The organism is Streptomyces sp. P5F9, assembly GCF_057961495.1.
Window position 1 is genome coordinate 80311 of the sequence record NZ_JBXVPZ010000001.1, and the last position, 23441, is coordinate 103751.

Below are 23441 nucleotides of genomic sequence, written 5' to 3' on the forward strand. Positions count from 1 at the left end.
GATGGACGCACCTGGGAGCGTGTGCTTTGATCCGCTCATGGAGACCACTGGCCAGGCACACACGGTGCTGCTCGACCCGTTCTGGGTGAGCCGCCGCGCCGACCAGTTCGACCAGATCTGTCGTTGACCTTCGTGTAACGACCGCGATCTCGCCTTTTCTCCACCCCGTCCGCTCTCGGCGTATCCCACCGCTCTGTCGTCAACCGACCGTCCCCGTACGGCCGTTGGCGCGCGCACCGCCGTGTCCGGGTCTGCCGCCGCCGCGCACCGAGTACGTCGGCACCACGCTCCGCGACCACCTCGGACTGCCCCGGCCGCAGGGCGGCGCTCCTGACCCCGCACCCGCACCCGCCGTAGAAGAAGGAGAACGTCATGACCACCGTCGCCCCCATCGACATCCTCAGGGCAGGGCCCCGCTTCGGCGCCGAAGTCGTCGGCGTCGATCTGACCGTGCCCGTCGACGAGACCACCGCTGAGGAGCTGCGCCAGGCCTTCCGGGAGCACAAGGTCCTCGTGTTCCGCGGCCAGCACCTGACGCCCGATCAGCAGGTGACCGCCGTCGGCATCTTCGCGCGGCCCTTCGACCACCCGACCGCCGTGAAGCACCCGGACAACCCGCTGGTCTACCCGTACAACGTGAAGCAGACCGGCAAGGCCAGTACCTGGCACATCGGCGGGTTGTGGCGCGACCCGGTGTTCGCGATCGAGTCCCTGACCTACGAGGTGGTGCCGGAGTTGGGCGGCCACACCCTGTGGGCGGACCTCCAAGCCGCGTACGACGACCTGTCACAGCCGTTCAAAGCGCTGCTGGAGTCGGTCGGCGCCCTCTACGACGGCAACGCGGAGAACTACGCGCAGGGCAGCAGGAAGAACGCTCCCGGCGAACCCGTCGAGCACCCGGTCGTCCTCACTCACCCCGTCACCGGCCGCAAGGGCCTCTTCATCAGCAGCTCGGCGAAGCAGCTCACCGGAGTCACCCCGGCGGAGAGCAAGGTGCTTCTCGACCATCTGCTCCGGCACGCCTCCTCACCGAACTACACGATCCGCTTCGGCTGGAAGCCCGGCGACTTCGTCCTCTGGGACAACCGGGCGACCTGGCACTACGCCGTCGACGACTACGGCGACGGCGAGCGCGTCTACCGCAAGGTCCTCGCCGTGGAGCCGGACGCCGGTGTCACGGAGCGGCGCGCCTGAATGCTCCCGGGAGAAGACCGCGCCGCCCGGCGCGTCCTGCTGGTGTGCATGGCCGCAGGGGCAACCACCTTGCTGGACCAGGCAGTTCTGAACATCGCCGTCCCGAGCATGCGGCACTCGCTCGGGGCCGGCGCGGCGGACATCCAGTGGATCGTGGCCGGTTACTCACTGGCCTTCGGACTGGCCCTCGTACCCGGCGGCAGTCTCGGCGACCTGCACGGCCGCAAGCGGCTCTTCATCGCCGGCATGGCCGTCTTCCTCCTGGCGGGGGTGACGGCCGCGACCGGCGGCGGTCCGGGCACCGTGATCGGCGCGCGGCTGGTGCAGGGCGCCGCGGCGGGACTCGTCAACTCCCAGGTGATCGGCACCCTTCAGGACGTCTTCCAGGGGCTCGACCGCGGCCGGGCGCTCGGGATGTACGCGGTGACGGGTGGCGTCGCCGCGGCACTCGGCCCGCCGCTCGGCGGTGTGCTGGTCGCCGGGCTCGGCCCCGAGATCGGCTGGCGGTACTGCCTTCTGCTGAGCGCACCCTGCGCGGTGGTGACCCTGACCCTCGCGGCCCGCTGGCTGCCACCGCCCCGGCGCACCGCCCGTGACTCCCGGCTGGACGTCCTGGGCCTCGCTCTGGCCTGCGGCTGCACGCTGACGCTGATGGTGCCGTTCATTCGCACACCGGACAGCGGGGGAGAGGCAGGTGCGTGGGTGGCTGGTGTGTGCGCCCTGGCCTGCGCCTTCATCGTGCACCAGCGGGTACGGGCACGGACGGGACGCGCGCCACTGGTCCATCCGGCGCTCGCCACGTCGAAGCCGTACATGCTGGGTACGGCCGTCGCCATGGCCCAGTTCGGGTCCTCGCTCGCGGCGTCCCTCGTCCTCACCGTCTTCCTCCAGGACGGACTGGGGCTCTCCGCCCTTCTCACGGCGGCGATCTCGCTCCCCTCCGCCATCGCGATGGGCGTCTCCTCGGCCCTCGCCTGGCGGCTGATGAGACGCGTCGGGCTTCGCACGGTGACCGTCGGTCTGAGCCTGGGCATCGCCGCCGCCCTGGCCGGGGCGGTGGCCGCGCTCTTCGTACCGGCCGCGGGGCTGCCGGTCGCGTTCGCCGCCACGCAGTTGCTGTCCGGCGTGGCCGGTGGGCTCGCGGTCTCACCCAACCAGACCCAGGTCCTCCAGCACGCCCCGGCGGAGGCCGCCGGAGTGGGCGGCGGCATTCTGCAGATGGCCCAGCGGATCGCGGCGGCCGTCTGCCTCAGCGCAGTCTCGGCCGTCTATCTGCACTCGGCCACCGGCTCACCGAGGACCGCGTACGCGCTAGCCTCCTGCGTCTGCGCGGGCCTGCTCGCCGTGGCCCTCGTGCTGTCGCGGCTGCGTCGGACCGCCACCACACCCCGATCTTCAACACCAGCCCCTCCGACCGCAGGAAGTCTCCGGGATGACCACCGCCACGACGACCGCAGCCCGCAAGAACGGTAAAAGCCCGGAAGAACAGGAGCCGTTGCTCGACACGGCCCCCGACCCCCGGCCGGGGCTTCGCGCGTACCTGGAGGTCAAGCGGGCCGCGCTCCTCGCCAAGCGGGAGGCCCAACGGGTCACCCCGTCACCGAGCCCAACCGGCTCGGCGCCCGCACCAAGGCCGAGGAGCGCAGCGGCGTACGCCGTATCCGCATCCGGCACCACCAGATCCTCAGCGACTCGCCCCCACGAGCGCCGCTCGTTGCGGTGAGTCCGCGCCGAACCGCTCATCATGCTCAACAACCCGAAGCTGTATACCCCGTGACCAGCGGACTCGCCCCATGGCAGGCGCAGGCAGGCGGGTTGGGCGGCGCCCACGCCCTCTTCTCGATCCTCCCCTGGTCGCGGCATTCCTCCTGCTCCAGTGTCACTGGCGGGGCGGACTCGCCACCGGCTCCGCGGAGGACTGACCGCCGTACGTCCGCATGATGCGGTGGGCGTCAACGGCCGTGCCGATGCCTCGACTTGGTGGGCGGACTTCGAAGGACGCCTTCGGCGTCAAGGACGATGCCATCGGCTCGGCCGACGGGGCGCGCCGCCCGGACTCCCGTGCCATCTGTCGTTGATGGTTCGTCAACTGGCTTCCGCCGATGCCGTATCGCCTTGGCCCGAGAGGATCGTCCGGATCCGTGGTGCCGCTTCGGTGTCGGCCGCCGGCGGTTGCGGTTCGTCTGCGGGCTCCGCCGGGATCAGCGTGTCGACGAGGCCGTCGGCCAGGGGCTCCACGGGTTCTCGTGCCTGCTCGGCACTCGACAGCTGGTAGCCGGCCTCCCGGCACCGGGCGAACGCCTCGCGCAGGGAGAGCGAGACGTGCCGGGACGGGTGCAGGTGGAGGCGGGCCGTCGGGACGGGCGGCTGACGCACCTCGTACATCAGCCGGCAGTGACCGGGGTATTCGCGGGCGAAGAGGCAGCAGGCGTGCCCCTGGGCGCGCAGTCGCTCCCGGGCGTCGGCTCCGTCGGCGGCCGTTTCCGCGTCGGCTGCGCGCATGCGTGCCGCGAGGTCCTCGTACTTGTCGGCCAATGCTGGCCAGACGAGTTCCGCCTTGTCGGAGAAGTGCAGACAGATGCTGGGGGCTGCCACGCCCACCTCGCGTGCCATGGCTCGCATGGTGAGCTTCTCCACGCCGCCCCACTCGTCGAGAAGCCGCCCCACCCGCGCGCAGGATCTCCCTCATCACTGAACTCGCGCGCTTCCCGAACCTGCGGCTCGCCACCCCGCTGGAAGAGGTCCCGATGGACTTCGCCGGCACCAACTACGGCGTCCGCAAGCTGATGGTCACCCGCCTTCCCGTGCGGTCATGTCGTCCCGAAGAGGCGGTCGTTCACCCGGCCAGTTCCTTGCTGATGCGGTCGAGCATGAACGCCGAGGAGTCGCGCGCCCGTTCCTCCCAGGCGAAGACGCAGGCGGTGGCCACGCCGTCGAAGTTCAGCTCGCGCAGGGTGCCGAAGAAGGCGTCCCAGTCGACCTCGCCCTGGTCGATGTCGAGGTGCTGGTGGATGCGGGCGGGGGTGCCGGGCGGGTTGAGGATGTAGCGCAGACCGCTGGACCCCTTGTGGTTGAAGGAGTCGGCGATGTGGACGTGCTGGAGCTTGTCGCCGGCGTAGCGCATCATCGCGGCGATGTCCGCCGTCGGGTCGGAGCCCGAGAGGTGGAAGGAGTGCGGGGCGCAGTAGAGGTAGTTCACCCAGGGCTTGTTGATGGCGCGGACGAGGTCGACGGCGGGGGTGTTCTCCTCGCAGAAGTCGTCCGGGTGTGCCTCCAGGTTGAGGGCGATGCCCTCCCGCTCGAAGACCGGCAGCAGTTCCTCCAGCGAGCGCCAGAAGGCGGCCTCGCTCTCGGCGGCGCGCTCGGGGCGGCCGTTGAACTCCGAGTTCATCAGCGGACATTCGAGCTCGGCGGTGATCTCGATCATCCGCTTCCAGTACCGTACGGCGGTCTGTCGCTCGGTCTCGTCGGGCGAGGACCACTTGTACAGCGGGAGTACGGAGGACAGCTTCACCCCGTGCGTGCGCAGGGAGTTCTTCAGCTCCGCCACGCGCTCGTCGTCCGCACGCGGGTGCAGGAAGAATGGCATGAAGTCGTCGCGGGGCGACAACTCGATGTACTCGTAGCCGAGTTCGGCGACCGTGCGCACCATGTCGTCGATGGGCAGGGCGCGGAACATGTACGGGTCGAGGGCGATCTTCACGCGGCACCTCCGTAGAAGGCGGGTCGGGGCTTGAGGTCGGTGGCGACGACGTGGCCCGACTCCAGGGCCTCGACGGTCGCGCTGGTGATGACGGTGGCCGCGTAGCCGTCCCAGGACGAGGGCCCGGTGGGCTCGTTGCCGGTGGCGATCCCGGCGATCCACTCGCGGAACTCCATGTTGAAGGCGTCCGCGAAGCGGCCCACCCAGTCGGTGAGCACCTCCGTGCTGTGCTGTCCCGCGGTGCGCACGCCGACGGCGGCCGGATCGGGCAACCGGACGAGCCCTTCCTCGCCCACCGCCTCGCACTGGATGTCGTAGCCGTACTGGCAGTTGACGAAGACCTCCAGGTCGATGCGGACGCCCTTGGCGGTCTCGAAGAGCATGATCTGCGGGTCCTTGAGGTGGGCGAACCGCCTGCTCGTGGCGCGCGGGGTGAGCACCTGGGTGGAGACGATCTCGTCGTCGAGCAGCCAGCGCAGTACGTCCACCTCGTGCACCGCCGTGTCCAGGGCGGCCATGTCGGACGTGTACGACTCCGGGACGGTCGGGTTGCGGTGCGCGCAGTGCACGATCAGCGGCTCGCCGATGCGGCCGGAGTCGATGACCTGCCTCATCTGCCGGTAGCCGGCGTCGTAGCGGCGCATGAAGCCGACCTGGACCAGGCGGCGGCCGTGCGCCGTCTCGGCCTCGATGATCCGCAGGCAGTCCTCGGCGGTCGTGGCCAGCGGCTTCTCGCAGAACACCGGCTTCCCGGCGGCTATCGCGGTCAGCACGTGCTCGGCGTGGGTCGGACCCCAGGACGTCACGAGCACGGCGTCCACGTCGTCCGCCGCGATTACGGCGGCGCCGTCGGGCAGCACCCGCGCACCGACCGGCGCCGCCGCCTCCTCGGCACGGGCGGCGTCGATGTCGGTGACCGCGGTGACGCGGGCGCCGGTGACGGTGTGGGTGAGGCGCTGGATGTGTTCCTTGCCGATCCAGCCGGCGCCGATGACTCCTACACGTACGGTCATGGTCATTCCTTATGCAGACGAGGTCAGGAGAAGCGCGCCCGGAGTTCGGCTTCGAGGGTTTCGAGGGTGCGGCCCTTGGTCTCGGGGACGTAGAGCTTGACGAAGGTGAACGAGAAGACGCCCGCCACCACGAAGAGGAAGAAGGTGTTGGAGACCCCGATGGCGGAGACCAGGGACGGGAAGACCAGCCCGATCGCGAAGTTGGTCAGCCACAGCACCACGGCCGCGACACCCATCCCGAATCCGCGCATCCGCATCGGGAAGATCTCCGACAGCATCAGCCAGGTCACCGGCGAGATCGCCCCCTGCTGGAAGGCGAGGAAGGTGACCGTCATGGCGAGCACGGCGAAGGCCCGGCCGTCACCCGAGGGCAGCAGGAGGGAGAAGACTCCGATCAGCAACAGGGCTGCTGTCGTGCCGATCTGACCGGTCATCAGCATCGGGCGGCGGTTGACGCGGCCGAGCAGCCAGATGCCGACGAAGGTGGCCAATACCGAGATGACACCGTTGGCGATGTTCGCGGTCAGGGCGCTGTCGGCGGTGAAGCCGGCGGCGGTGAGGATCTGGGTGCCGTAGTACATGATCGTGTTGACGCCGGTGATCTGCTGCACGATCGCGATGCCGAAGCCGACGAACATGAGCTTGCGCAGCCACGGCGTGGACTTCATGTCCTGCCAGCCGCCGAGCTTCGCCTGGTCCTCCTTGACGGCGAGCGCGGAGACCTCGGCGAGTTCGGCCTCGGCCCGCTGTTGGGACCGGACCTGCTTGAGCACTTCGAGGGCTTCGCCGAAGCGGGTCTTGGAGGCCAGCCAGCGTGGGCTCTCCGGCATGACCAGCATGCCGAACCAGAGCACGACGGCCGGGATCGTGGCGAGCACGAGCATGTAGCGCCACACCCCGCCGGACTCACCGCCCACCCGCGCGATGACCGCGTTGGAGGTGAAGGCCAGCAACTGACCGCTGACAATCATGAGTTCATTGCGGGTGACCAGTGCGCCGCGCCGCTCTGCGGGCGAGATCTCGGCCAGATAGACCGGCACGGTCACCGAGGCGCCGCCGACCGCGAGGCCGAGCACGAAGCGGGCCACCACCATGACGGCGGTGTTCGGCGCGAGCGTACAGCCGAGTGCGCCGACGAAGAACACCACCGCGAGGACGAGGATCGTGCGGCGCCGTCCGCGCGCGTCCGAGAACCGTCCGCCGGAGACCGCGCCTACCGCCGCGCCGAGCAGCAGCGAGCTGGTGACCATGCCCTCGGTGAAGGGGGTCAGGCCCAGGTCGTCGGTCATGTAGGGCAGGGCGCCGTTGATGACGCCGGTGTCGTAGCCGAAGAGGAGTCCGCCGAAGGTGGCGATGACGGTGATGAGCCGCAGCCGGCGGGAGACCGTGCGCGGGGTGGCTTCGGCGGGTGCGGTGGTGGTGACCTGTGTCGCGTCGTCCCTGACGTCCATGGCGGCCCCCCTACCGGTCGAGGTTCGGGCGCCGGGTGCCCGTCAGTCCGCAACCGGCCAGGTGCTCACGGGTGTCGACCGCGATGGGCAGCGGCACCTCGGGAGCGCACGGGTACAGGTCCTGCTCGACGATGACGAACAACTCGGCGTCCAGGCGGGCGAGTTCGGCCACCACGTCGGCCGGGTTCGGCACACCGGCCGGCGGCGACACGCACACCCCGCGCTTGACCGCTTCGCCGAACGAGAGGTCCTCCGCGGCGACTTGGGCCAGCACCTCGGGATCCATCTGCTTGATGTGGACGTAGCCCACGCGCTCGCCGAAGCGGCGGATCAGGTCGAGGTTGTCGCCGCCGCCGTAGGCCACGTGCCCGGTGTCCAGGCAGAGGTTGGTGTAGCGGGAGTCCGACTCGTTGAGCAGCCGTTCGATCTCCGGCTGGGTCTGGATGTGGCTGTCCGCGTGTGGATGGAGGACGAGCCGTACGTCGTACTCGTCGAGCAGCAGCCTGCCGAGCCGGTCCGCGGATCGGCCGAAGCCCGCCCATTGCTCGGCGGTCAGCTCGGGCGACTCGGTGAACGCGCCGGTCTTCTCGTCCCGGTACATGGGCGGGATGAGGACGAGGTGGTGCGCGCCGGCGGCCGCGGTCAGCGCGGCGACCTGCCGGACATGGGCGAGCATCTCGTCCCACGCCTCCGGGCGGTGCAGGGCGCCGAAGGCGGTGCCGCCGGAGACCTGGAGCCCACGGGCGTCCAGCTCCTCCTTCAGCCGCTGCGGGGCGGTGGGGAGGTAGCCGTACGGGCCGAGCTCAAGCCACTGGTAGCCGGCCGTGGCCAGCTCATCGAGGAAGCGGGTGTACGGCACCTGGTGCTCGTCCTCGGGGAACCAGATGCCCCAGGAGTCGGGGGCGGAGCCCAGGCAGAGGTTGCCGGCGATGGTGCGGAGCGGGCCTGGCGCCGTTGCCATGACATGTCCCTTCACCCGAGATCGGGAGTTTCGCGGTGTGTGCTGTCGCGCTCTACTAGCGCGCTCTAGTACGAGTACGATGACCCTGGTCCAAATGTCATGTCAATAGCCTGTCGCCGGGAGATTTCGAGATCGCTGGCTAAGGTGGGCCACGTCGAAGGGTGGGTTCACAGGTGGATGCATCGGGCAAGCAGCGGCCCACGATGGCGGATGTCGCCGAGAAGGCCGGTGTCTCCAGGGCGCTCGTCTCGATCATCTTCCGCAACCAGCCGGGGGCCAGCGAGGAGACCCGGCAACGGGTCCTGCGGGTCGCCGACGAGATCGGCTACCGCCCCGACAGTGCGGCCAGGCTGCTCGCCCGTGGTCACAGCCGCACGCTCGGCGTGATGTTCGCCGTGCAGCAGCCCTTCCACACGGATCTCATCGAGGGCATCTACCCCGAGGCCGAACGCCTCGGCTACGAGGTTCTGCTGTCCGGCGCCACGCAGAGCCGCAGCGAGGAGAAGGCCGTGGAGGCGCTGCTCAGTCACCGCTGCGAGGCGTTGATCCTGCTCGGCTCGTTCGCGGAACCCTCCTTCCTCGACGAACTCGGGCGCCGTACGGTCGCCGTCTCGGTCAGCCGCCGGGTTCCGCACGCCCATGTCGACTTCGTGCACACGGCCGAGGGCAAGGGTGTTCGGCAGGCCATGGACCACCTCGTCGAGTCGGGGCACCGCCGGATCGTGCACATCGACGGTGGCAGCGGCCCCGGCTCGGTCGAGCGGCGCCGGGCCTATCGGGCGGCGATGCGCCGCCACGGGCTGGAGTCCGAGGTGCGGGTCGTCCCCGGTGATCACACCGAGCGGTCGGGCATCGAGACCGGCCGCACCCTCCTCGCGGAACGGGACCGAGGACAGGCCCTGCCGACCGCGGTCCTCGCGGGCAACGACCGTTGTGCGATGGGCCTGTTGATGACCCTGACCAGGGCGGGCGTCGAGGTGCCGCGCGATCTGTCCGTCGTCGGCTACGACGACAGCCATCTCTCCCACCTGATGCCGATCGGCCTGACGACCGTGCGTCAGGACGCGGGGCTCATGGCGGAGTACGCGGTGCGCTTCGCGGTGGAGCGGCTGGAGAAGCCCGAACTGGAGCCCCGGGAGGCGGTGTTGGACCCGAAGCTGGTGGTCCGGGGGAGTAGCGGGCCGGCCCCGGAATCGCCGGCCTGAGAGAGGGGTGTACGGTTCCGGGGCGAGCGGGGGGAAGGGGTTACCGCGTCCCGTCCGCGGCGAACTTGGCTACGGCCTCCACGTTGTCCTTGGTGATGAAGGCCGGCCCGGTCAGCACCGGCGCGGTGCCCCCGCCGCTGAAGTTGCCGTTGGTCTTGTAGAGCCACAGTGAGTCGACCGCCAAGTAGCCCTGGAGATACGGCTGTTGGTCGACCGCGAACTCCACGGACCCGTTCTGGACGGCCTTCACCAGCTGCTGGTTGAGGTCGAAGGTCGCGACCTTGGCCTTGCTGCCGGAGTCGGACAGCGACTGGATCGCCGTCAGCGCGATCGGGGCGCCCAGGGTGACGACCTGGTCGATCGAGGTGTCCTGGCTGAGTTTCGCGGTGATCGTCGACTTCACGGACGGCATGTCGGTGCCGTTGACGTAGAGGATGTCGGTCTTGCCGCTGAAGCCCTTCTTCAAGCCGGCGCAGCGGGCTTCCAGGGCGACCTGGCCCTGTTCCTGGACGACGCAGAGGGCGTGCTTGGCGCCGAGTTGGTTCAGGCGCCGGCCGAAGGCCTGGCCGGCGATGTTCTCGTCCTGGCCGAAGTACTCCAGCATGCCGAGCTTCTTCCAGTCGCTCACACCGGAGTTGAAGCCGACCACGGGGATGCCGGCCGACTTCGCCTTGGCCACCACGTCCTTCATGGCGTCCGGCTTGGCCGCGGTGAGCGCGATGCCGTCGACCTTCTGGTCGATCGCGTTCTGCACGAGGTTGGCCTGGTTGGCGGCGCTGGGGTCGCTGGAGTAGACGAGCCTGACGTTGTCCTTGGCGGCGGCGGCCTGGGCGCCCTTGCGGACCAGGTCCCAGAACGTGTCGCCGGGGGCGGCGTGGGTGACCATCGCCACGGTCATCCGAGGGGTGGTGGTGGCCTTGCCCGCGGACGCGGCGCCCCCTTCTTCCGTGGACTTCTTGCCGCCGGAGCTGCTGGAGCAGCCCGCGGCGAACAGGGCGCCGACCAGGACGGTGGCGGTCAGGGTGGCGGCTCTGCGGTGTCCGTGCATGTCCCTTGCACCTCACTGTGCTTGTTGGGGTTCGTGCGCGCTGGAGCGCGAATGGGAGGGGGGTGATTCAGGGGGTGATCGGAGGAGCGGCGTAGGGGGGCTCCTGAAGGTGGTGAAGACGCTTTCGCGCCAGGCGAGTCGGGCTGGTGGCCGACAAGTTGTCTTGCGTGGGTGAGGCTGCATGCAGGGGCAGCGGTCATGGGTGCGACTGCTTGCGACTGCTCGTGATGCGAGCTACTAGAGCGCGTCATTAGCGCGCTCTAGTAGCTCGTAACTATGGAACCGGCCGTGGATGATGTCAATCGGTTTGTCAGGACGTTTCGACAACCGCATCCATCTGTGAGGCCGAAATTTCAGACGGATTTGGCCAGGGTGTCGTCTGATGCCGCGAACTACCCGTCATGGGTTCTTACGAGGATCTCCTCCCGCAGTCGCCGTCCGTAGTGGTCGCGACGGTGGCGTGCCGTACGGGCGCCGACGCGTTCCTGGTGAGATGCGCCAGAAGTCCTGAAGGTTGGTTACTGCCCTTTTGGCATCTCGCATCCGGGGCCTTCTGCTGTGGAGATCACACTGTCCGAGGCCGAGCGTGCTGACGGTATGTCAAACGCTGCTGGGGCGCGGGTCGTTGGTGTTCAGGCCAGGACGGTGGGCAAGTGGCGGCGGGCGTTCGCCGAGGAGCGGATGGCCGGGCTTGAGGACGCCGGCTGGCTCGGCCGGCCGAAGGCCGACCCGGTCCTGGACGATGCCGAGCGCAGGCAGCTGACGCAGTGGGCGCGGCAGGCGAAGACCGCCCAGTTCCTCGCGTTACGGGCGAAGATCGTGCTGCGCTGCGCGGAGGGTGGGACGAACCAGCAGGCCGCGGCCGACGTCGGTATCGACAGGTCGACCGTGGACCGGTGGCGGGCCCGGTTCATCGCCAAACGCCTTGACGGCCCGCACGACGAGCCCCGCTCGGGCCGGGGCGGGACACGCACTGGTCACGGGCTTCGATGGCCCAGCGTACCGGCCTGTCGCAGTCGGCCATCGGCCGGATCTGGAAGCGGTTCGACCTCAAGCCGCACCTGCCGGACTCCTTCAAGCTGTCCACCGATCTGCAGTTCGTCGCCAAGGGCGTCGACGTGGTGGGCCTGTGCCACCACCCGCCCGAGAAAGCGGTCGTGCTCCGCGTGGACGAGAAATCCCGGATCCAGGCGCTGGACCTTCACCTGGACCAAGACCGCCGACGGGATCCTCAGCACCCTCGCCGACCAACTCACCAAAGTCGGAACCGACAGCCAGAAAACCGAGCAGAACCAACCTTCAGGATTTCTGACGGATCACACCGGTGCCGGGCAGGCGGTTGCTGCGGATCATCCGCAGAGGCGCTGGGTCGGTGGTGATCTGGTGGCGGGCTCCGATGGTGTTGTCACGCCAGCCCTGTGACCAGCGGCTTCAAGATGGCGGCTCTCCAATGAGCCCCGAGTGAGGCGGTGAGCAAGGCGAGCGCCAGTGCCGTCCGGCCGCGGCCGGACGGCTGTTCGGGATCCGGCCGAGGCCGTGCACGCGTCCCTCTTGCCGAAGCACTCCCAGGTGCTGCATACAGTCCGGACGTCTCGCCCGGCCCCTGACTTACAGCTCCGAGGCTTCCGCGCCTGCCTGCGCCGACGCGGCATCGGGCACACCATCCCGAAAAGACCGTTCAGCAGCGACACCGGCACAACCGCGGCCGCCGCGGAGCGTGACTACCGGCGTTCGACTGCTGGGTCTACCGCCAACGCAACATTGTTGAGCGCTGCTTCAACCGGCTCAAGGGGTTCCGCGGCATCGCGGCCCGATACGACAAGACCGCGCCCTGCCACGCAGCGGCGGTCACACTCGCGTCATTCCTGCTCTGGGCAAGATGCGTTCGAAGACGGTCACGAGTTACCCGGGAGTGAGGAACGGCGCGGCCGGACACCATACGGATGTCCGGCCGCGCCGCCCCGCGCCGGGTCAGCTCGTCGCGTGCACCGCGGCACGGATCAGGTCGGCGACCTCCTTGGGCCGGGAGACCGCCACGGCGTGCGAGGCGCCTTCGAGTTCGACGACGGTGGCCCCGGCCCGCTTCGCGCCGAAGCGTTCGACCTCGGGGTTGATCGCCTCGTCCGCCCCGGCGACGAGCGCCCAGGCCGGCTTCGTCTTCCACGCGGCCGCGGCGGCGGTCTCCTCGAACGCCGCGGCGGCCAGGGGGCGTTGGGCCGCCGCGAGGACCTTGGTGACGTCCGCGGGCACGTCGGCGGCGAACACCGACGGGAAGGCGTCCTCCGCGATGGTGACCTCGACGCCCGGCTCGCCGCCCGGTACCGGGTACGTCCACTGCTTGAGGTTGCTGACGAGCGACGAGAGCGGGAAGCGACCCTGCAACTCGCCGAGGCTCTCGCCTTCTTCGAGGGCGTAGGCCGCCACGTAGACCAGACCGACCACGTTCTCCGTGGTGCCGGCGACGGTGATCAGCGCACCGCCGTAGGAGTGGCCGACGAGGACGACCGGGCCGTCGATCTGGGACGCCACTGACGCGATGTACGCGGCGTCCGACGCCAGGCCACGCAGCGGGTTGGACGGCGCGAGCGTGGCGATGCCGTGGCTCTGCAGCTCCGCGATGACACCGGACCAGCTGCCGGCGTCCGCGAAGGCGCCGTGCACGAGGAGGACGGTGGGGGTAGTGGGCACGGGGGGCTCTCTTTCTGGGTGTCTCAGCGACTGTGGAGCGCGGTGCGGAGGGTGTCGAGGGCCAGTGTGATGGCGGCCTCGGCGGCGTGGGTCTCGCGCAGGGCGTTGAGCATCACGAAGTCGTGGATGATCCCCTGGAAGCGGACGGCGGTGACGGGGACTTGGGCCTGGCGGAGCTTGTTGGCGTAGGCCTCGCCCTCGTCGCGCAGCACGTCGGCCTCGCCGGTGATGACGAGGGCCGGGGGCAGGCCGGTGAGCTGCTCGGTCGTGGCGCGCAGTGGGGACGCGGTGATCTGGGCGCGCTCGGCCTCGTCGGTCGTGTACTGGTCCCAGAACCACTGCATGCCGTCGCGGCGCAGGAAGTAGCCGGTGGCGAACTGGTGGTAGGAGCCGGTGTCGAAGGCGGCGTCGGTGACCGGGTAGAACAGCACCTGCTGGAGGAGCGGGACGTCGCCGCGCTCCTTGGCCATCAGGGTCAGCGCGGCGGTCATGTTGCCGCCCACGGAGTCGCCGGCCACGGCGATGCGGGTGGGGTCGAGGTCCTTGGTAGCGCCCTCCTGGACGACCCACTGGGCGACGGCGTAGTTCTGTTCGATGGCGACCGGGTAGCGGGCCTCGGGGGAGAGGTCGTACTCGGGGAAGACCACGGCGGCGTTCGCGCCCGCGGCGAGTTCGCGCACGAGCCGGTCGTGGGTGTGGGCGTTGCCGAACACCCAGCCCGCGCCGTGGATGTAGATGATCACCGGCAGGGGTCCGGAGGCACCCGTGGGCTTCACGATCCGGGCCCGGACGCTGCCGGTCGGGCCGCCGGAGACGGTGATCCATTCCTCGTCGACGGCGGGCTTGGCGATCTCCCCGGACTGCACCTCGTCGACGGCCTTGCGGCCCTCCGCGGGCGTCAGGTCGAACAGGTAGGGCGGGTTGGCGGTCGCCTCCGCGAAGGCGGCTGCCGCCGGTTCCAGCACCGGCTGGACCGGTTCGACGGCGTCGGACATGTGCTCCTCCTCGGTTTCGGATGAGATCTGCGGGGACCTCGGTCAGGACGTTAGAGCCGCGGGACCGGTGGACATTGCGCGTCAGCGCACCGGAGCCGGCCCGGCAGTGCACAGGAACTGACCCGGCAGTGCGCCTGGAGGGGGACGCCGTGCGCTGTCGGACGCGAACTGCCGCGGAATTCACGGCTGTTCCCTCCACAGGAGGCTGTCGAAGGCTCGTCAGCCGTCCGGCCGCTGCCCGCGGTACTGAGCCGGGGACATGCCGTACGCCGTGCGGAAGGCATGGCTGAAGTGGGCGGGGCTGACGAAACCCCACCGGGCGGCCACAGCGGCGATGGTCCGGTCGGCCGCTGTGGGACGGGCGAGTTCGGCTCTGCACGATTCGAGCCGGCGCCGGCGTATCCATCCGCCGACCGTGGTGTCGTGTTCGTGGAAGAGCTTGTGCAGGTAGCGCAAGGAGACGCCGTGAGTGTCGGCGAGGGCTTGGGGGGAGAGTTCGGGCTCGCCGAGGCGGGTCTCGATGGTGGCCTTGACGCGGTCGAACAGTGTGGCCCCCTGCGCACCGGCCGGGGCCGTGGTGGCCAGCCGGTCCGCGGCCAAGGTGGAGAGGAGGTCGGCGACGGCGCGGGCGAGCTCCTCGCGGGCGGCAGGTGCGCACGCGCCGATCTCCTGGGCCAGGCCGGACACGAGCGGGAGCAGGAACGCGGCCGGTCCCTCGGGCGTATCGCCGATGACCTTCGCGGTGACCCGGCGTATCTCCGCCTCGTCCAGCCTCAGCAGCGGGCGCGGAACCATCAGGACCCGCGCCCGCTGGTGCTCCGGCAGGACGAGGCTGAACGGTCGGCTCGCGTCGTGGAAGGCCAGGACGCCAGGGTGAAGGTCCGCGGAGCGGCCGTCCTGGAACAGCCGGGCCGGGCCGTCGAGTTGCATGCGGGCGAACACGTGGTCGTGGCCGTCGGCCGCCGCGCTCCGCACAGTCCGGACGACCCTCACGGCGTCGGAGTGCTCGGTCGCGACCCGGAGCGTGCCCAGTCGCAGCACCTGGAGGGAGCCCCGCCAGGACTCCGGGTCCGAACGAGCGACCACGTCGAGATCGCCGTAGGCCATCGACAGAGCCTGCTGGTACGACGCCGGCTCGTCCAGGGCGGTCAGGTGGCCCGGCACCTGTCCTCCTCCACGATGCGCCGGGCCCGTTTGTCCCGCAGCCAGTCGGTCGGGGAGGCGCCGTGCTCCCGGCGGAAAGCCCGTCCGAAGTGCGCGGTGCCGCTGAATCCCCAGCGCCGGGCGACGCTGCCCACGCTTGTGGCGCCGGTCAGTTCCCTGCGGCATTCCTGGAGCCGGAGCCGTTGAATCCAGCGGCCGACCGTCGTGCCCTCCTGCTCGAACAGCCGGTGCAGATACCGCGCCGAGATGCCATGGGATCGGGCGATGACCGCGGGTGTGAGGCCCGGTTCCGCCAGGTGCCAGCGGATGAACCTCTGGATGCGCAGCAGGAGGACCCGGTCGGCGCCGGGCAGGTCGGCCGGCTCCTCGCCCAGTTGGTGCGCCGCGGTTGCCGCCAGCAGGCCCACGGCGCTCTCGGCCAGCCGCTCGGCGACCGGCCCGGAGTAGGACTCGGACGTGTCCGCGAGACGCGACATGAAGGGTGAGAGCAGGGCGGCGAGCCCGCCCACCGGACACAGGGCCCGCGCCGTGATCCGTCCCAGGGCAGCATCCGGCTGGCCGAGGAGACACCGCGGTACGGCGAAGATCTTCAGCTGGAACCGCCGTGGAAACCGCGTGCGGAACGGGCGGACGGTCTCGAAGAACGCGACGTCACCGGGGTGGAGTTCCGTGTACCGGCCGTCCTGTTCGACCTGGGCCGTGCCGGTGCCCTGTACGGCGACGAGCACCTGCCCGCCGTCGCCGCGGGCGACGAAGCGCGGGGTCCGGTGGACCTCTCCGGGATCGCAGTCGACCGTGGTGATCTGGAGTTCGCCGAGCCGGTCCGTACGCATCGTGGCGTCGTACGTCCCGCTCTCCGTGGCGATGTCCATCCCCACCAGCGTGGCGAGCACGGCGTCATGCCAGAACTCCAGACTTTCGCCGATCGGTACGGAACTCGTGGAGAACACCCGGCCTGGTCGCCTCGGAGTGGCGTCGTTTCCTGTGAAGGAATCGCAGAGGGCTGACATACCCGCCAGCGTGCCGTCGGCCAGGGGGCGGACGCATCAGTCGCTCGACTGGTCCTCGCCATGCAGCAGGCCGCGCAGAAAGGCGACGCCCTGCCGCACGGCCGCCCGCGTCGGCGGACTGTCACGCAAGGCGGCCAGCGAGACGAAGTCGTGGACCGTGCCCAGGAACCGGGTCGACGTCACCGCGACCCCGGCCAGGCGCAGCCGGTCCGCGTACTGCTCGCCCTCGTCCCGTGTCACATCGGCCTCCGCCGTGATCAGCAGGGCTGTCGGCAGCTCCGCCAGCTCCGCCGGGCCGGCCCGCAACGGGGACGCGGTCGGCTCGGCCAGGTCCCGGGGATCGTCGCTGTAGTGCCGCCAGTAGCCGCGCAGAGCCTCCCGGGTGAGCAGATAACCCTCGGCGAACTGCCGCTGGGAGGCGCTGGCGCAGCGTGCGTCGGTGATCGGGTAGTACAGCAGCTGGGCATGGATCCTCGGGCCGCCGCGCGACTTCGCCAGCATGGTGAGCGCGATGGCCAGGGTGGCGCCGGCGCAGTCCCCGGCCACCGCCAGCCGACTGGTGTCCGCCTCCAGTTCGGCCGCGTGGCCGAGGGCCCAGACCATGAGGGCGTAGCACTCCTCGACGGCCACGGGATAGCGGGCCTCGGGGGCGCGGCTGTACTCGGGTACCAGGGCGACCACTCCCGCGCCGAGCACGAGCTCGCTGATGAGCCGGGCGTGGGTCTGCGCGTCTCCCAGCATCCAGCGGCCGCCGTGAACGTAGAACAGGACGGGAAGCGGCTCCCGTACTCCGCGCGGCCGGAAGATCCAGAAGCCCGTCAGCCCGGACGGGCCAACGGGTGATACCTGGAAGGACGCGTCCACCGCGAAGTCCTCGACCCGGTGGATCTGGGACTCCGCCAGGGCCTGCCGGCCGGCGGCCGGCGACAGCTCGTGCAGAAAGGGCGGCGCCGAGGACGCCTCGACCAGGCGCTGCACCAACGGATCGAGCGTCAGGGAAGAGGGGGGCCGCCTGTCCGGTTTCATACGATAGCCGTCTCTCGCCCCGTCACTTCTTGCACGCGAGGAGATCGCGCAGCTGGTGGCGGCTGCTGATGCCGAGTTTGGGATAGACGTTGTAGAGGTGCGAGCCCACGGTACGCGGCGACAGGAACAGTTGTTCGCCGATCTCGCGGTTGGACAGGCCGTCCGCGGCCAGCCGTACGATCTGCCGTTGCTGGGCGGTCAGTTCGACCAGCGGTTCCGTTGAGGTGGGAGCCTCGGCCACCCCGCTCGCGCGCAGCTCGCCGCGGGCCGACTCGGCGAGGTGCCGGGCGCCGAGCCGGGTGGCCGCTTCCAGTACGACGGTCAGCTGGGCGCGGGCCTCCAGCGGCCTCCTGCGTCTACGCAGCCAGATCGCGTAGTCCAGGCGGGCCCGGCCCCGCTCCAGGGGCCAGCGGGCAGCCTCCGGATTGACCACGGCCAGCTGGAAGTGGTGCTCGGGGTCCGCGTTCTCGTCGACCAGGGCCGCCGCGTGGTGCATGAGCAGTGTCATCCGGGTCGTCGGCCGGGCACCCTGGCTCCGCCGGACCCGCGTGAGGACGTGCGCCGCCTCCCGCCGCCGGCCCGTGCGATGGGCGGCTGCGGACAGTTCGGCGATGCAGCGGGGCGAGAGGAAGGGGTCGAGAGGATCGCCGTCGTCGGCGAACAGCGTCCGCAGGTGCCGGAAGGCGCCGTCCCCGTCCCCGAGGACCATGGCCGTCAGACCGCGGGCCCGGAGCATCCGCGCGTGCGTGGCACGGTTCTCGTCCAGGCTGACGGAGAGCCGGTCCGGGCCGGTGAACCGAGCGCCCGGCACGCTCTCGCCGCGCAGCGCGCGCAGGGTCGTACCCAGGGCTTCGAGATCCATCTCGACGCGGGTCCACCGATGGACGGCGGCGTACGAGAGCCCCTCCTCGATCAGGGACTCGGCCTCGTCCCAGCGTCCGAGACCCAGGAGCGTGTCCACCTGGGCCGCGACGGTCCAGGCGAGCGGGCCCAGGGCACCTTGCGCGCGCAAGAGCTCGCCCGCCTGGCGGAACTGCTCCGCGCACAGGTCCGACTCGTCGGTGTGATGGGCGAGCGAGGCCGTCGTGAGCAGTCGGGCCGACGGGCTCAGACCGGTCGTGGCCGAGGCGAGGACCGTCAGGGAGGTGAGCACGTCGGTGTGCGGCCCGCCGTCCGCGGACGGCGGGCCGAGAAAGGAACCCAACTGCCACCAGTGCTGGGGGAGTCCGGACTGGCGGGCGATGCCCGTCGCGACGGTCGCCAGGGCGAGGGCCTCTTCGGCATCGTTCTCAGGCGTGCGCCGCGCCGCCTCCAGCAGGAGATCGAACGCCTCTCGCTGGAACGACAGCAACGACAACGCCCCCGCCATGGCGCAGGTGGCGGCGGCCGTCGGTTCCCGGTCCCCGTTCACCCGGCCCAGTGCCGCGTACAGGTCGCGCACCCAGACCGGATCTCCGAGAGCGCTCGCGGCGGTGAGCGCAGCAGCGAGATGGCGGGCGCGGTCGTGGTCGCGGGGGCTGAGGAGCGCGGCCTGCTCCAGCGCGTGGGCCGCACTGAAGCGGTCACCCCGCTCGGAAGCGCCTTCCAGGGCCGCGGCCACGGACTCGTCCGGACCCACGGCGGCCGTGGCCAGGTGCGAGGGGCCATGGGCGGATACGGCCGCCAGATCCCGGTGGGCCCGCCGGCGCAGCTGCGCGGGCTGCCGGTGGTAGGCGGCCACGCGCGTCAGCGGGTTGCCGAAGGTCACTCGCCCCTCGGCGACGGTGATCAGTCCGGCCGCCTCCGCCGGAGCCCACACCCTCAAGTCGTCGGAGCCCAACGCGGCCATGACGGTGCCCAGTTCCTCCCGCGGCCCGCCGGCCGCCGCGTACAGCAGGGCGTGCCGTGTCTCTTCCGGAAGCACGTCCAGCCGCGCCGCGAACATCTGCTGGATACCCAGGGTCCCCGCCTCGGCACGACTGAGCTCGATGATCGCCAGCGGATTGCCCTCCGCCTGCCGCAGCAGCTCCAGCCTGGCCCGGCCGGTGGGCGCACCGGGCTGCGCGTCCAGCAGCCGGGCCGCCGCCCGCGGGGACAGGGGACCGAGACACAGTACGGCGAGGTCCGAGGGGACGCCTGGAGGGGGAGCCGCGCCGTGTGCCGAGAAGAGCACGATGACGGACGCGTCGGTGAGTCGTCGTGCCACGAAGGACAGGACGGCCAGGGAGGCGCGGTCGCAGTCCTGGAGGTCGTCGACGCTCAGCAGGACCGGACCCGTCCGCGCGAGCTGGGCCAACAGGGTCAGGACCGCGGTGGGCAGGGCCATGCCCTCCGGCGGCACGTTGTCCACCGGCGCGAAGAGAGCGCGCAGTGCCCGCTGCTGGCGAGCCGGCAGAGCGTCAAGCTCGTCCCGCACGGGCAGGAGAAGCTGGTGCAGACAGGCGTACGGCTGCTGCGCCTCCGACGAGCAGGCACGCGCCGACAGGACGCGGGCCCTCCGCTTCTGGGCCTGCTCGCCGGCGATCCGGAGCAGCCGGGTCTTGCCGGTGCCGGCGTCCCCCAGCACCAGCAGGGACCGCGGACCGTCCACGCCCCACAGGATCCGGTCGACGTCCGCTTCTCCACCCACTGCCGTACTCCCGATCACTGTGCACCCCCGGAGACCGGATGCTGTCAGGGGTGCGACGAGCAGCGCTTCTGTCATGTGACCAGTCATGCGCGGCCGGCCTGGCAGGATGGGACGTGAGCGGTGGGGAGATACAGAACTTGATGGACGTCGGTGACTTCGGTGCCGAGCGGGAACACGGCCCGGCGATCCTCGGCAGGGATCGTGAGATGTCACGGATCACGCGGCTGGTCGAAGCGGTCGACGGCGACGGCCCCAAGGTGCTGGTGCTGACCGGCGAGCCGGGGGCGGGAAAGAGCACCCTGGTCGACCGGGCCGCCACGCAGGCCGCCGACCGCGGCCGACGCGTGCTGCGGGTACGGGGCTGCGAGGGCGAGCAGGACCTCGGCTTCGCCGGGGTGCATCAGCTGCTGCGTCCCGTGCTCAGCGGCGTCGACCGGCTTCCCGTGCGCCAGCGCGACGCCCTGCGCCACGCGTTCGGCATCGACCAGGCCGACGCGTCACCGGCCCCCGAACCTCTGTTGATCAGAACCGCGGTGCTGACGCTGCTCTCGGACACGGCGGCGGAGCGTCCGCTGCTGATCGCCGTCGACGACGCACAGTGGCTGGACGTCGGCTCGCTGGACGTACTCGCCTTCGTCGCCCGGCGGCTCGACGGGGAACCCGCCGTCCTCCTGCTCGCGGCACGCGACGAAGCGGTGCCCGTGCGCTTCGACCGTGACTTCCCGCATCTGACGGCCGGTCCGCTGGACCGGGCATCGGCCGGGCTCCTGCTGGACCGGCAGCCGCAGCCGCCACGGGGCCGGGTCCGGGCACAGATCCTCGATCAGGCGTCCGGGAACCCACTCGCCCTCATCGAACTCGCGCGGGCCTTCACCAGGAATCCGGACGCCGGCGACCTCGACCCGTTCGGTTCGCTCCCGCTCACCGCCCGCCTTGAGCACCTGTTCGCCGCCGACCTGCCCACGCTGCCACCCGCGACCCGACGCGCCCTGCTCCTGGTGGCGGCCGCGGGCACCGCACAGCTCTCGGACGTCCCGGACGCGGGCGGACCAGAAGTCTGGGAACCCGCCGAGCAGGCGGGCCTGGTGCGCGTCGACGCCGGCGGGGCAAGACTCCGCCACCCCCTGGTCCGCTCCGCCGTGTATCAGGCCGCCTCCTTCGCCGAACGCCGCGAGGCCCATCTCGCCCTCGCCACCGCCCTCGCGCACGAACCCGAACGCCGTGCCTGGCACCTCGCCGCGGCAGCGCTCGGCCCGGACGAAGACGTCGCCCGCGCCCTGGCCGAGAGCGCGGAACGCCTCCAGCACCGCGGCGGCCACGCGGCCGCGGCAACCGCCCTCGAACGCGCCGCCGACCTCACCCCCGATCCGCAGGAGCGCGCCCGCCGCCTCCTCGCCGCGGCCACGTCGGCCATGTACGCGGGGCACCCGCAATGGGTGGGGGAGATCGCGGGTCGCGTCGACGGCCTCACGGACGACCCCCCAGCTCCTCGCCGAAGCCTCCCTGCGGGCCGGCTGGTCCCTGGCTGTCACCCTGCGGCACGACGACTCCCTGGCCTTCCTGCTCCCCGTCGCCGAATCCATGGCGGCCCCTGCGCCGGCCCTGGCCCTGAGCGCCCTGAGCACCGCGGCCACCCCGGCGTACAACTCGGGCGACCCCCGCTACCGGCACGACATCCAGCGGATCAACGGACTCATCGCGCGGCAGCCGGACGAGACCGACCGCGTCTGGCCGCAGGCGGCCGGCCGACCGTTCACGGACCGGCAGCAGACCCTGAAAAGCCTGCACCACGCCGTCGACACCCTGCCGGACGGCTCCCTGACCGGCTTGGTCTCACTCGGCGGTGCGGCCTGGATCCTGGACGAGACCGACGAGGCCGTACGCCTGCTCGACCAGGCCATGAACCAACTGCGCCGGGCCGCCACGGCCGGCGCCAACTGCACCGTCGCGCAGGCCCTGGCCCTGGCGCACTTCGAGAGCGGAGCCTGGAGCGCGGCGCAGGCCGCCGCCGAAGAGGCCCTCTGGATGGCGACGGAGGCGGGCGCGGACAACGTCATGGTGGGATCGCCCCTCCTCCAGGCCACCCTGCGCGCCGCTCGCGGGGACAGCGCGGGCGCGCGGGCGCAGGCGGACGACGCCGTCCGCGGCAGGGACCTGCGCAAGTCCCGCAGTCTCTACGTGCGTCACCGTCACGCGCTCGCCCTGGCCGCCCTCGCGGAGGGCGACCACGAGACGGCGTACGCCCAACTCCGCCGCGCCTTCACCCAGGACACCCGCCCGGCACCCGTCCACTACCACGCCTCCCTCTACTGCCTCGGCGATCTCGCGGCCGCGGCCGTCCGGGCCGGACAAGCGGACGACGCCCGCGCCGTGCTCCACGCCGCCGAGAGGAACCTGGAGCAGCATCGCTCCGCCCGTCTGGCTGCGATCGTGCACCGCGCCTCGGCACTGCTGAGCGAATCCGACGACGCGGAGCCCCGTTTCCGTGCGGCGATCGGCGACCAGGCCGGCACGCGTTGGCCCTTCGAACGCGCCCTCGCCCACCTCGACTTCGCCGAGTGGCTACGGCGCCGCCGACGCACCGCCGAAGCACGCCCCCTCCTCGACACCGCCCTCGACATCTTCGAACGGCTGGACGCATGCCCCTGGGCCGAGCGCACCGCCGCGGAACTCCGCGCGGCGGGCGTGGCCGTGGCACCTCCCGCCGTTCACGACGCCCTGGCCGACCTGACGCCGCAGGAGGTGCAGATCGCCGAACTGGCAGCGGAAGGCCTGACGAACCGGGACATCGGTACTCGGCTCTACCTCTCCCACCGCACCATCGGCTTCCACCTGCACAAGATCTTCCCCAAGCTCGGCATCACCGGCCGCGCCCAACTCCGCGACGCCCTCGACCGCGTCCGGCGGTCGGAGTGACATCGGTGCCGGGCCCTTGAGGCCGGGTTCCTGAGGTCGGGAGTGTCGGCGGGCGATGGTTCGTCGTGTTCGGCCGTGCTCTGTTCGGCGGGGCCCCTGCGGGCCTGGTCGTCGCGCTGGGCTGCCGGCTGAGGGCGATGTCGGGGAACCACCTTGTGGATGTCCACCTTGGTCGCGTCGTCTGTGGTGCGGGGCGGCACCTGCGTTAGTCGGGAACGCAGCTGGCACCACGGGATCACCCGGTATCGGATCGATTCCACGGTCCCGTGCAGCTCGTCACGGGATCGTGGGTGGGTCTTCTTGAGGCGTCGTCGGCAGATGAGGCTGCATGTCGGGGAGGCGAAGGCGTCGACGGCGAGCCGGCGGAGTCCGTGTCCGAGGCGGTCGTGGCGCTGACGTACGGCTCGAAGGGAGGCGACGAAGTACTCGACTGCGCGGAGGCGCTCGACTCCGGTGCGC

The 23441-nt window shown here is 70.9% G+C and carries 18 protein-coding genes and 2 pseudogenes; 7 read left to right on the forward strand and 13 right to left on the reverse strand.

Translation table 11 applies throughout. The annotated features are described in order from the left end of the window. Positions 1 to 372: 372 nt before the first annotated feature. A complete protein-coding gene (locus AC31A1_RS00415; RefSeq protein ID WP_489651218.1) occupies positions 373 to 1194 on the forward strand; it encodes a TauD/TfdA dioxygenase family protein in 822 nt (273 codons plus the stop codon). Further along, the gene (locus tag AC31A1_RS00420) at positions 1195 to 2667 is read left to right on the forward strand and encodes an MFS transporter (RefSeq protein WP_489651219.1); all 1473 of its coding nucleotides are present in this window, start codon (positions 1195 to 1197) and stop codon (positions 2665 to 2667) included. Positions 2668 to 3073: 406 nt separating this feature from the next. Here AC31A1_RS00420 and AC31A1_RS00425 read toward each other — a convergent pair whose 3' ends face one another. The 6 genes from AC31A1_RS00425 to AC31A1_RS00450 form a co-directional block, all read right to left on the reverse strand. After that, positions 3074 to 3262 (reverse strand): hypothetical protein, encoded by a 189-nt coding sequence (locus tag AC31A1_RS00425; protein ID WP_489651220.1) that lies wholly within the window; start codon positions 3260 to 3262, stop codon positions 3074 to 3076. Positions 3263 to 3279: 17 nt separating this feature from the next. After that, entirely contained in the window at positions 3280 to 3861 is a 582-nt protein-coding gene (locus AC31A1_RS00430) for a TetR/AcrR family transcriptional regulator (RefSeq protein WP_489651221.1), read from the reverse strand. Between the two features lie 169 nt (positions 3862 to 4030). After that, entirely contained in the window at positions 4031 to 4897 is an 867-nt protein-coding gene (locus AC31A1_RS00435) for a sugar phosphate isomerase/epimerase family protein (RefSeq protein ID WP_489651222.1), read from the reverse strand. Continuing rightward, positions 4894 to 5910, reverse strand: a complete 1017-nt coding sequence (locus AC31A1_RS00440) for a Gfo/Idh/MocA family oxidoreductase (protein WP_489651223.1) — start codon at positions 5908 to 5910, stop codon at positions 4894 to 4896. Before AC31A1_RS00440 ends, AC31A1_RS00435 begins: the two co-directional genes overlap by 4 nt. A 23-nt stretch (positions 5911 to 5933) precedes the next feature. Then, complete coding sequence (locus tag AC31A1_RS00445; RefSeq protein WP_489651224.1) at positions 5934 to 7361, reverse strand: sugar porter family MFS transporter; 1428 nt, start codon at positions 7359 to 7361, stop codon at positions 5934 to 5936. A gap of 10 nt (positions 7362 to 7371) precedes the next feature. After that, positions 7372 to 8322: a TIM barrel protein gene (locus AC31A1_RS00450; RefSeq protein ID WP_489651225.1), complete on the reverse strand. Its 951-nt coding sequence runs from the start codon at positions 8320 to 8322 to the stop codon at positions 7372 to 7374. Positions 8323 to 8525: 203 nt separating this feature from the next. Between AC31A1_RS00450 and AC31A1_RS00455 the strand changes: the two genes are divergently transcribed. After that, positions 8526 to 9527, forward strand: coding sequence for a LacI family DNA-binding transcriptional regulator (locus tag AC31A1_RS00455; RefSeq protein ID WP_489651238.1), 1002 nt, complete (start codon positions 8526 to 8528; stop codon positions 9525 to 9527). Positions 9528 to 9567: 40 nt separating this feature from the next. On the opposite strand, the gene AC31A1_RS00460 is transcribed toward AC31A1_RS00455, so the two are convergent. Continuing rightward, positions 9568 to 10575, reverse strand: coding sequence for a sugar ABC transporter substrate-binding protein (locus AC31A1_RS00460; protein ID WP_489651226.1), 1008 nt, complete (start codon positions 10573 to 10575; stop codon positions 9568 to 9570). A 681-nt stretch (positions 10576 to 11256) separates the two neighbouring features. On the opposite strand from AC31A1_RS00460, the pseudogene AC31A1_RS00465 reads away from it, so the two are divergent. Next, positions 11257 to 11481: pseudogene (locus tag AC31A1_RS00465) on the forward strand (helix-turn-helix domain-containing protein); the annotation flags it as partial. A gap of 1065 nt (positions 11482 to 12546) precedes the next feature. On the opposite strand, the gene AC31A1_RS00470 reads toward AC31A1_RS00465, so the two are convergent. The 6 genes from AC31A1_RS00470 to AC31A1_RS00495 form a co-directional block, all read right to left on the reverse strand. Next, positions 12547 to 13263: an alpha/beta fold hydrolase gene (locus AC31A1_RS00470; protein ID WP_489651227.1), complete on the reverse strand. Its 717-nt coding sequence runs from the start codon at positions 13261 to 13263 to the stop codon at positions 12547 to 12549. A gap of 23 nt (positions 13264 to 13286) precedes the next feature. After that, entirely contained in the window at positions 13287 to 14258 is a 972-nt protein-coding gene (locus tag AC31A1_RS00475) for an alpha/beta hydrolase (RefSeq protein ID WP_489651228.1), read from the reverse strand. Positions 14259 to 14477: 219 nt separating this feature from the next. Continuing rightward, the gene (locus AC31A1_RS00480; RefSeq protein WP_489651229.1) at positions 14478 to 15422 is read right to left on the reverse strand and encodes a helix-turn-helix domain-containing protein; all 945 of its coding nucleotides are present in this window, start codon (positions 15420 to 15422) and stop codon (positions 14478 to 14480) included. Beyond that, a complete protein-coding gene (locus AC31A1_RS00485; protein ID WP_489651230.1) occupies positions 15407 to 16372 on the reverse strand; it encodes a helix-turn-helix domain-containing protein in 966 nt (321 codons plus the stop codon). The genes AC31A1_RS00480 and AC31A1_RS00485 overlap by 16 nt, the downstream gene beginning before the upstream one ends. 96 nt (positions 16373 to 16468) lie before the next feature. Further along, positions 16469 to 17410, reverse strand: coding sequence for an alpha/beta hydrolase (locus AC31A1_RS00490; protein ID WP_489651239.1), 942 nt, complete (start codon positions 17408 to 17410; stop codon positions 16469 to 16471). A 70-nt stretch (positions 17411 to 17480) separates the two neighbouring features. Next, complete coding sequence (locus AC31A1_RS00495) at positions 17481 to 20066, reverse strand: helix-turn-helix transcriptional regulator (protein WP_489651231.1); 2586 nt, start codon at positions 20064 to 20066, stop codon at positions 17481 to 17483. A gap of 206 nt (positions 20067 to 20272) precedes the next feature. Here AC31A1_RS00495 and AC31A1_RS00500 point away from each other — a divergent pair. The 3 genes and pseudogenes from AC31A1_RS00500 to AC31A1_RS00510 form a co-directional block, all read left to right on the forward strand. Continuing rightward, positions 20273 to 20695: pseudogene (locus AC31A1_RS00500) on the forward strand (ATP-binding protein); the annotation flags it as partial. Positions 20696 to 21647: 952 nt separating this feature from the next. After that, positions 21648 to 22982: a helix-turn-helix transcriptional regulator gene (locus AC31A1_RS00505; RefSeq protein WP_489651232.1), complete on the forward strand. Its 1335-nt coding sequence runs from the start codon at positions 21648 to 21650 to the stop codon at positions 22980 to 22982. Between the two features lie 266 nt (positions 22983 to 23248). Continuing rightward, on the forward strand, positions 23249 to 23441 hold a 193-nt coding region (locus tag AC31A1_RS00510), incomplete at its 3' end, for a hypothetical protein (protein WP_489651233.1).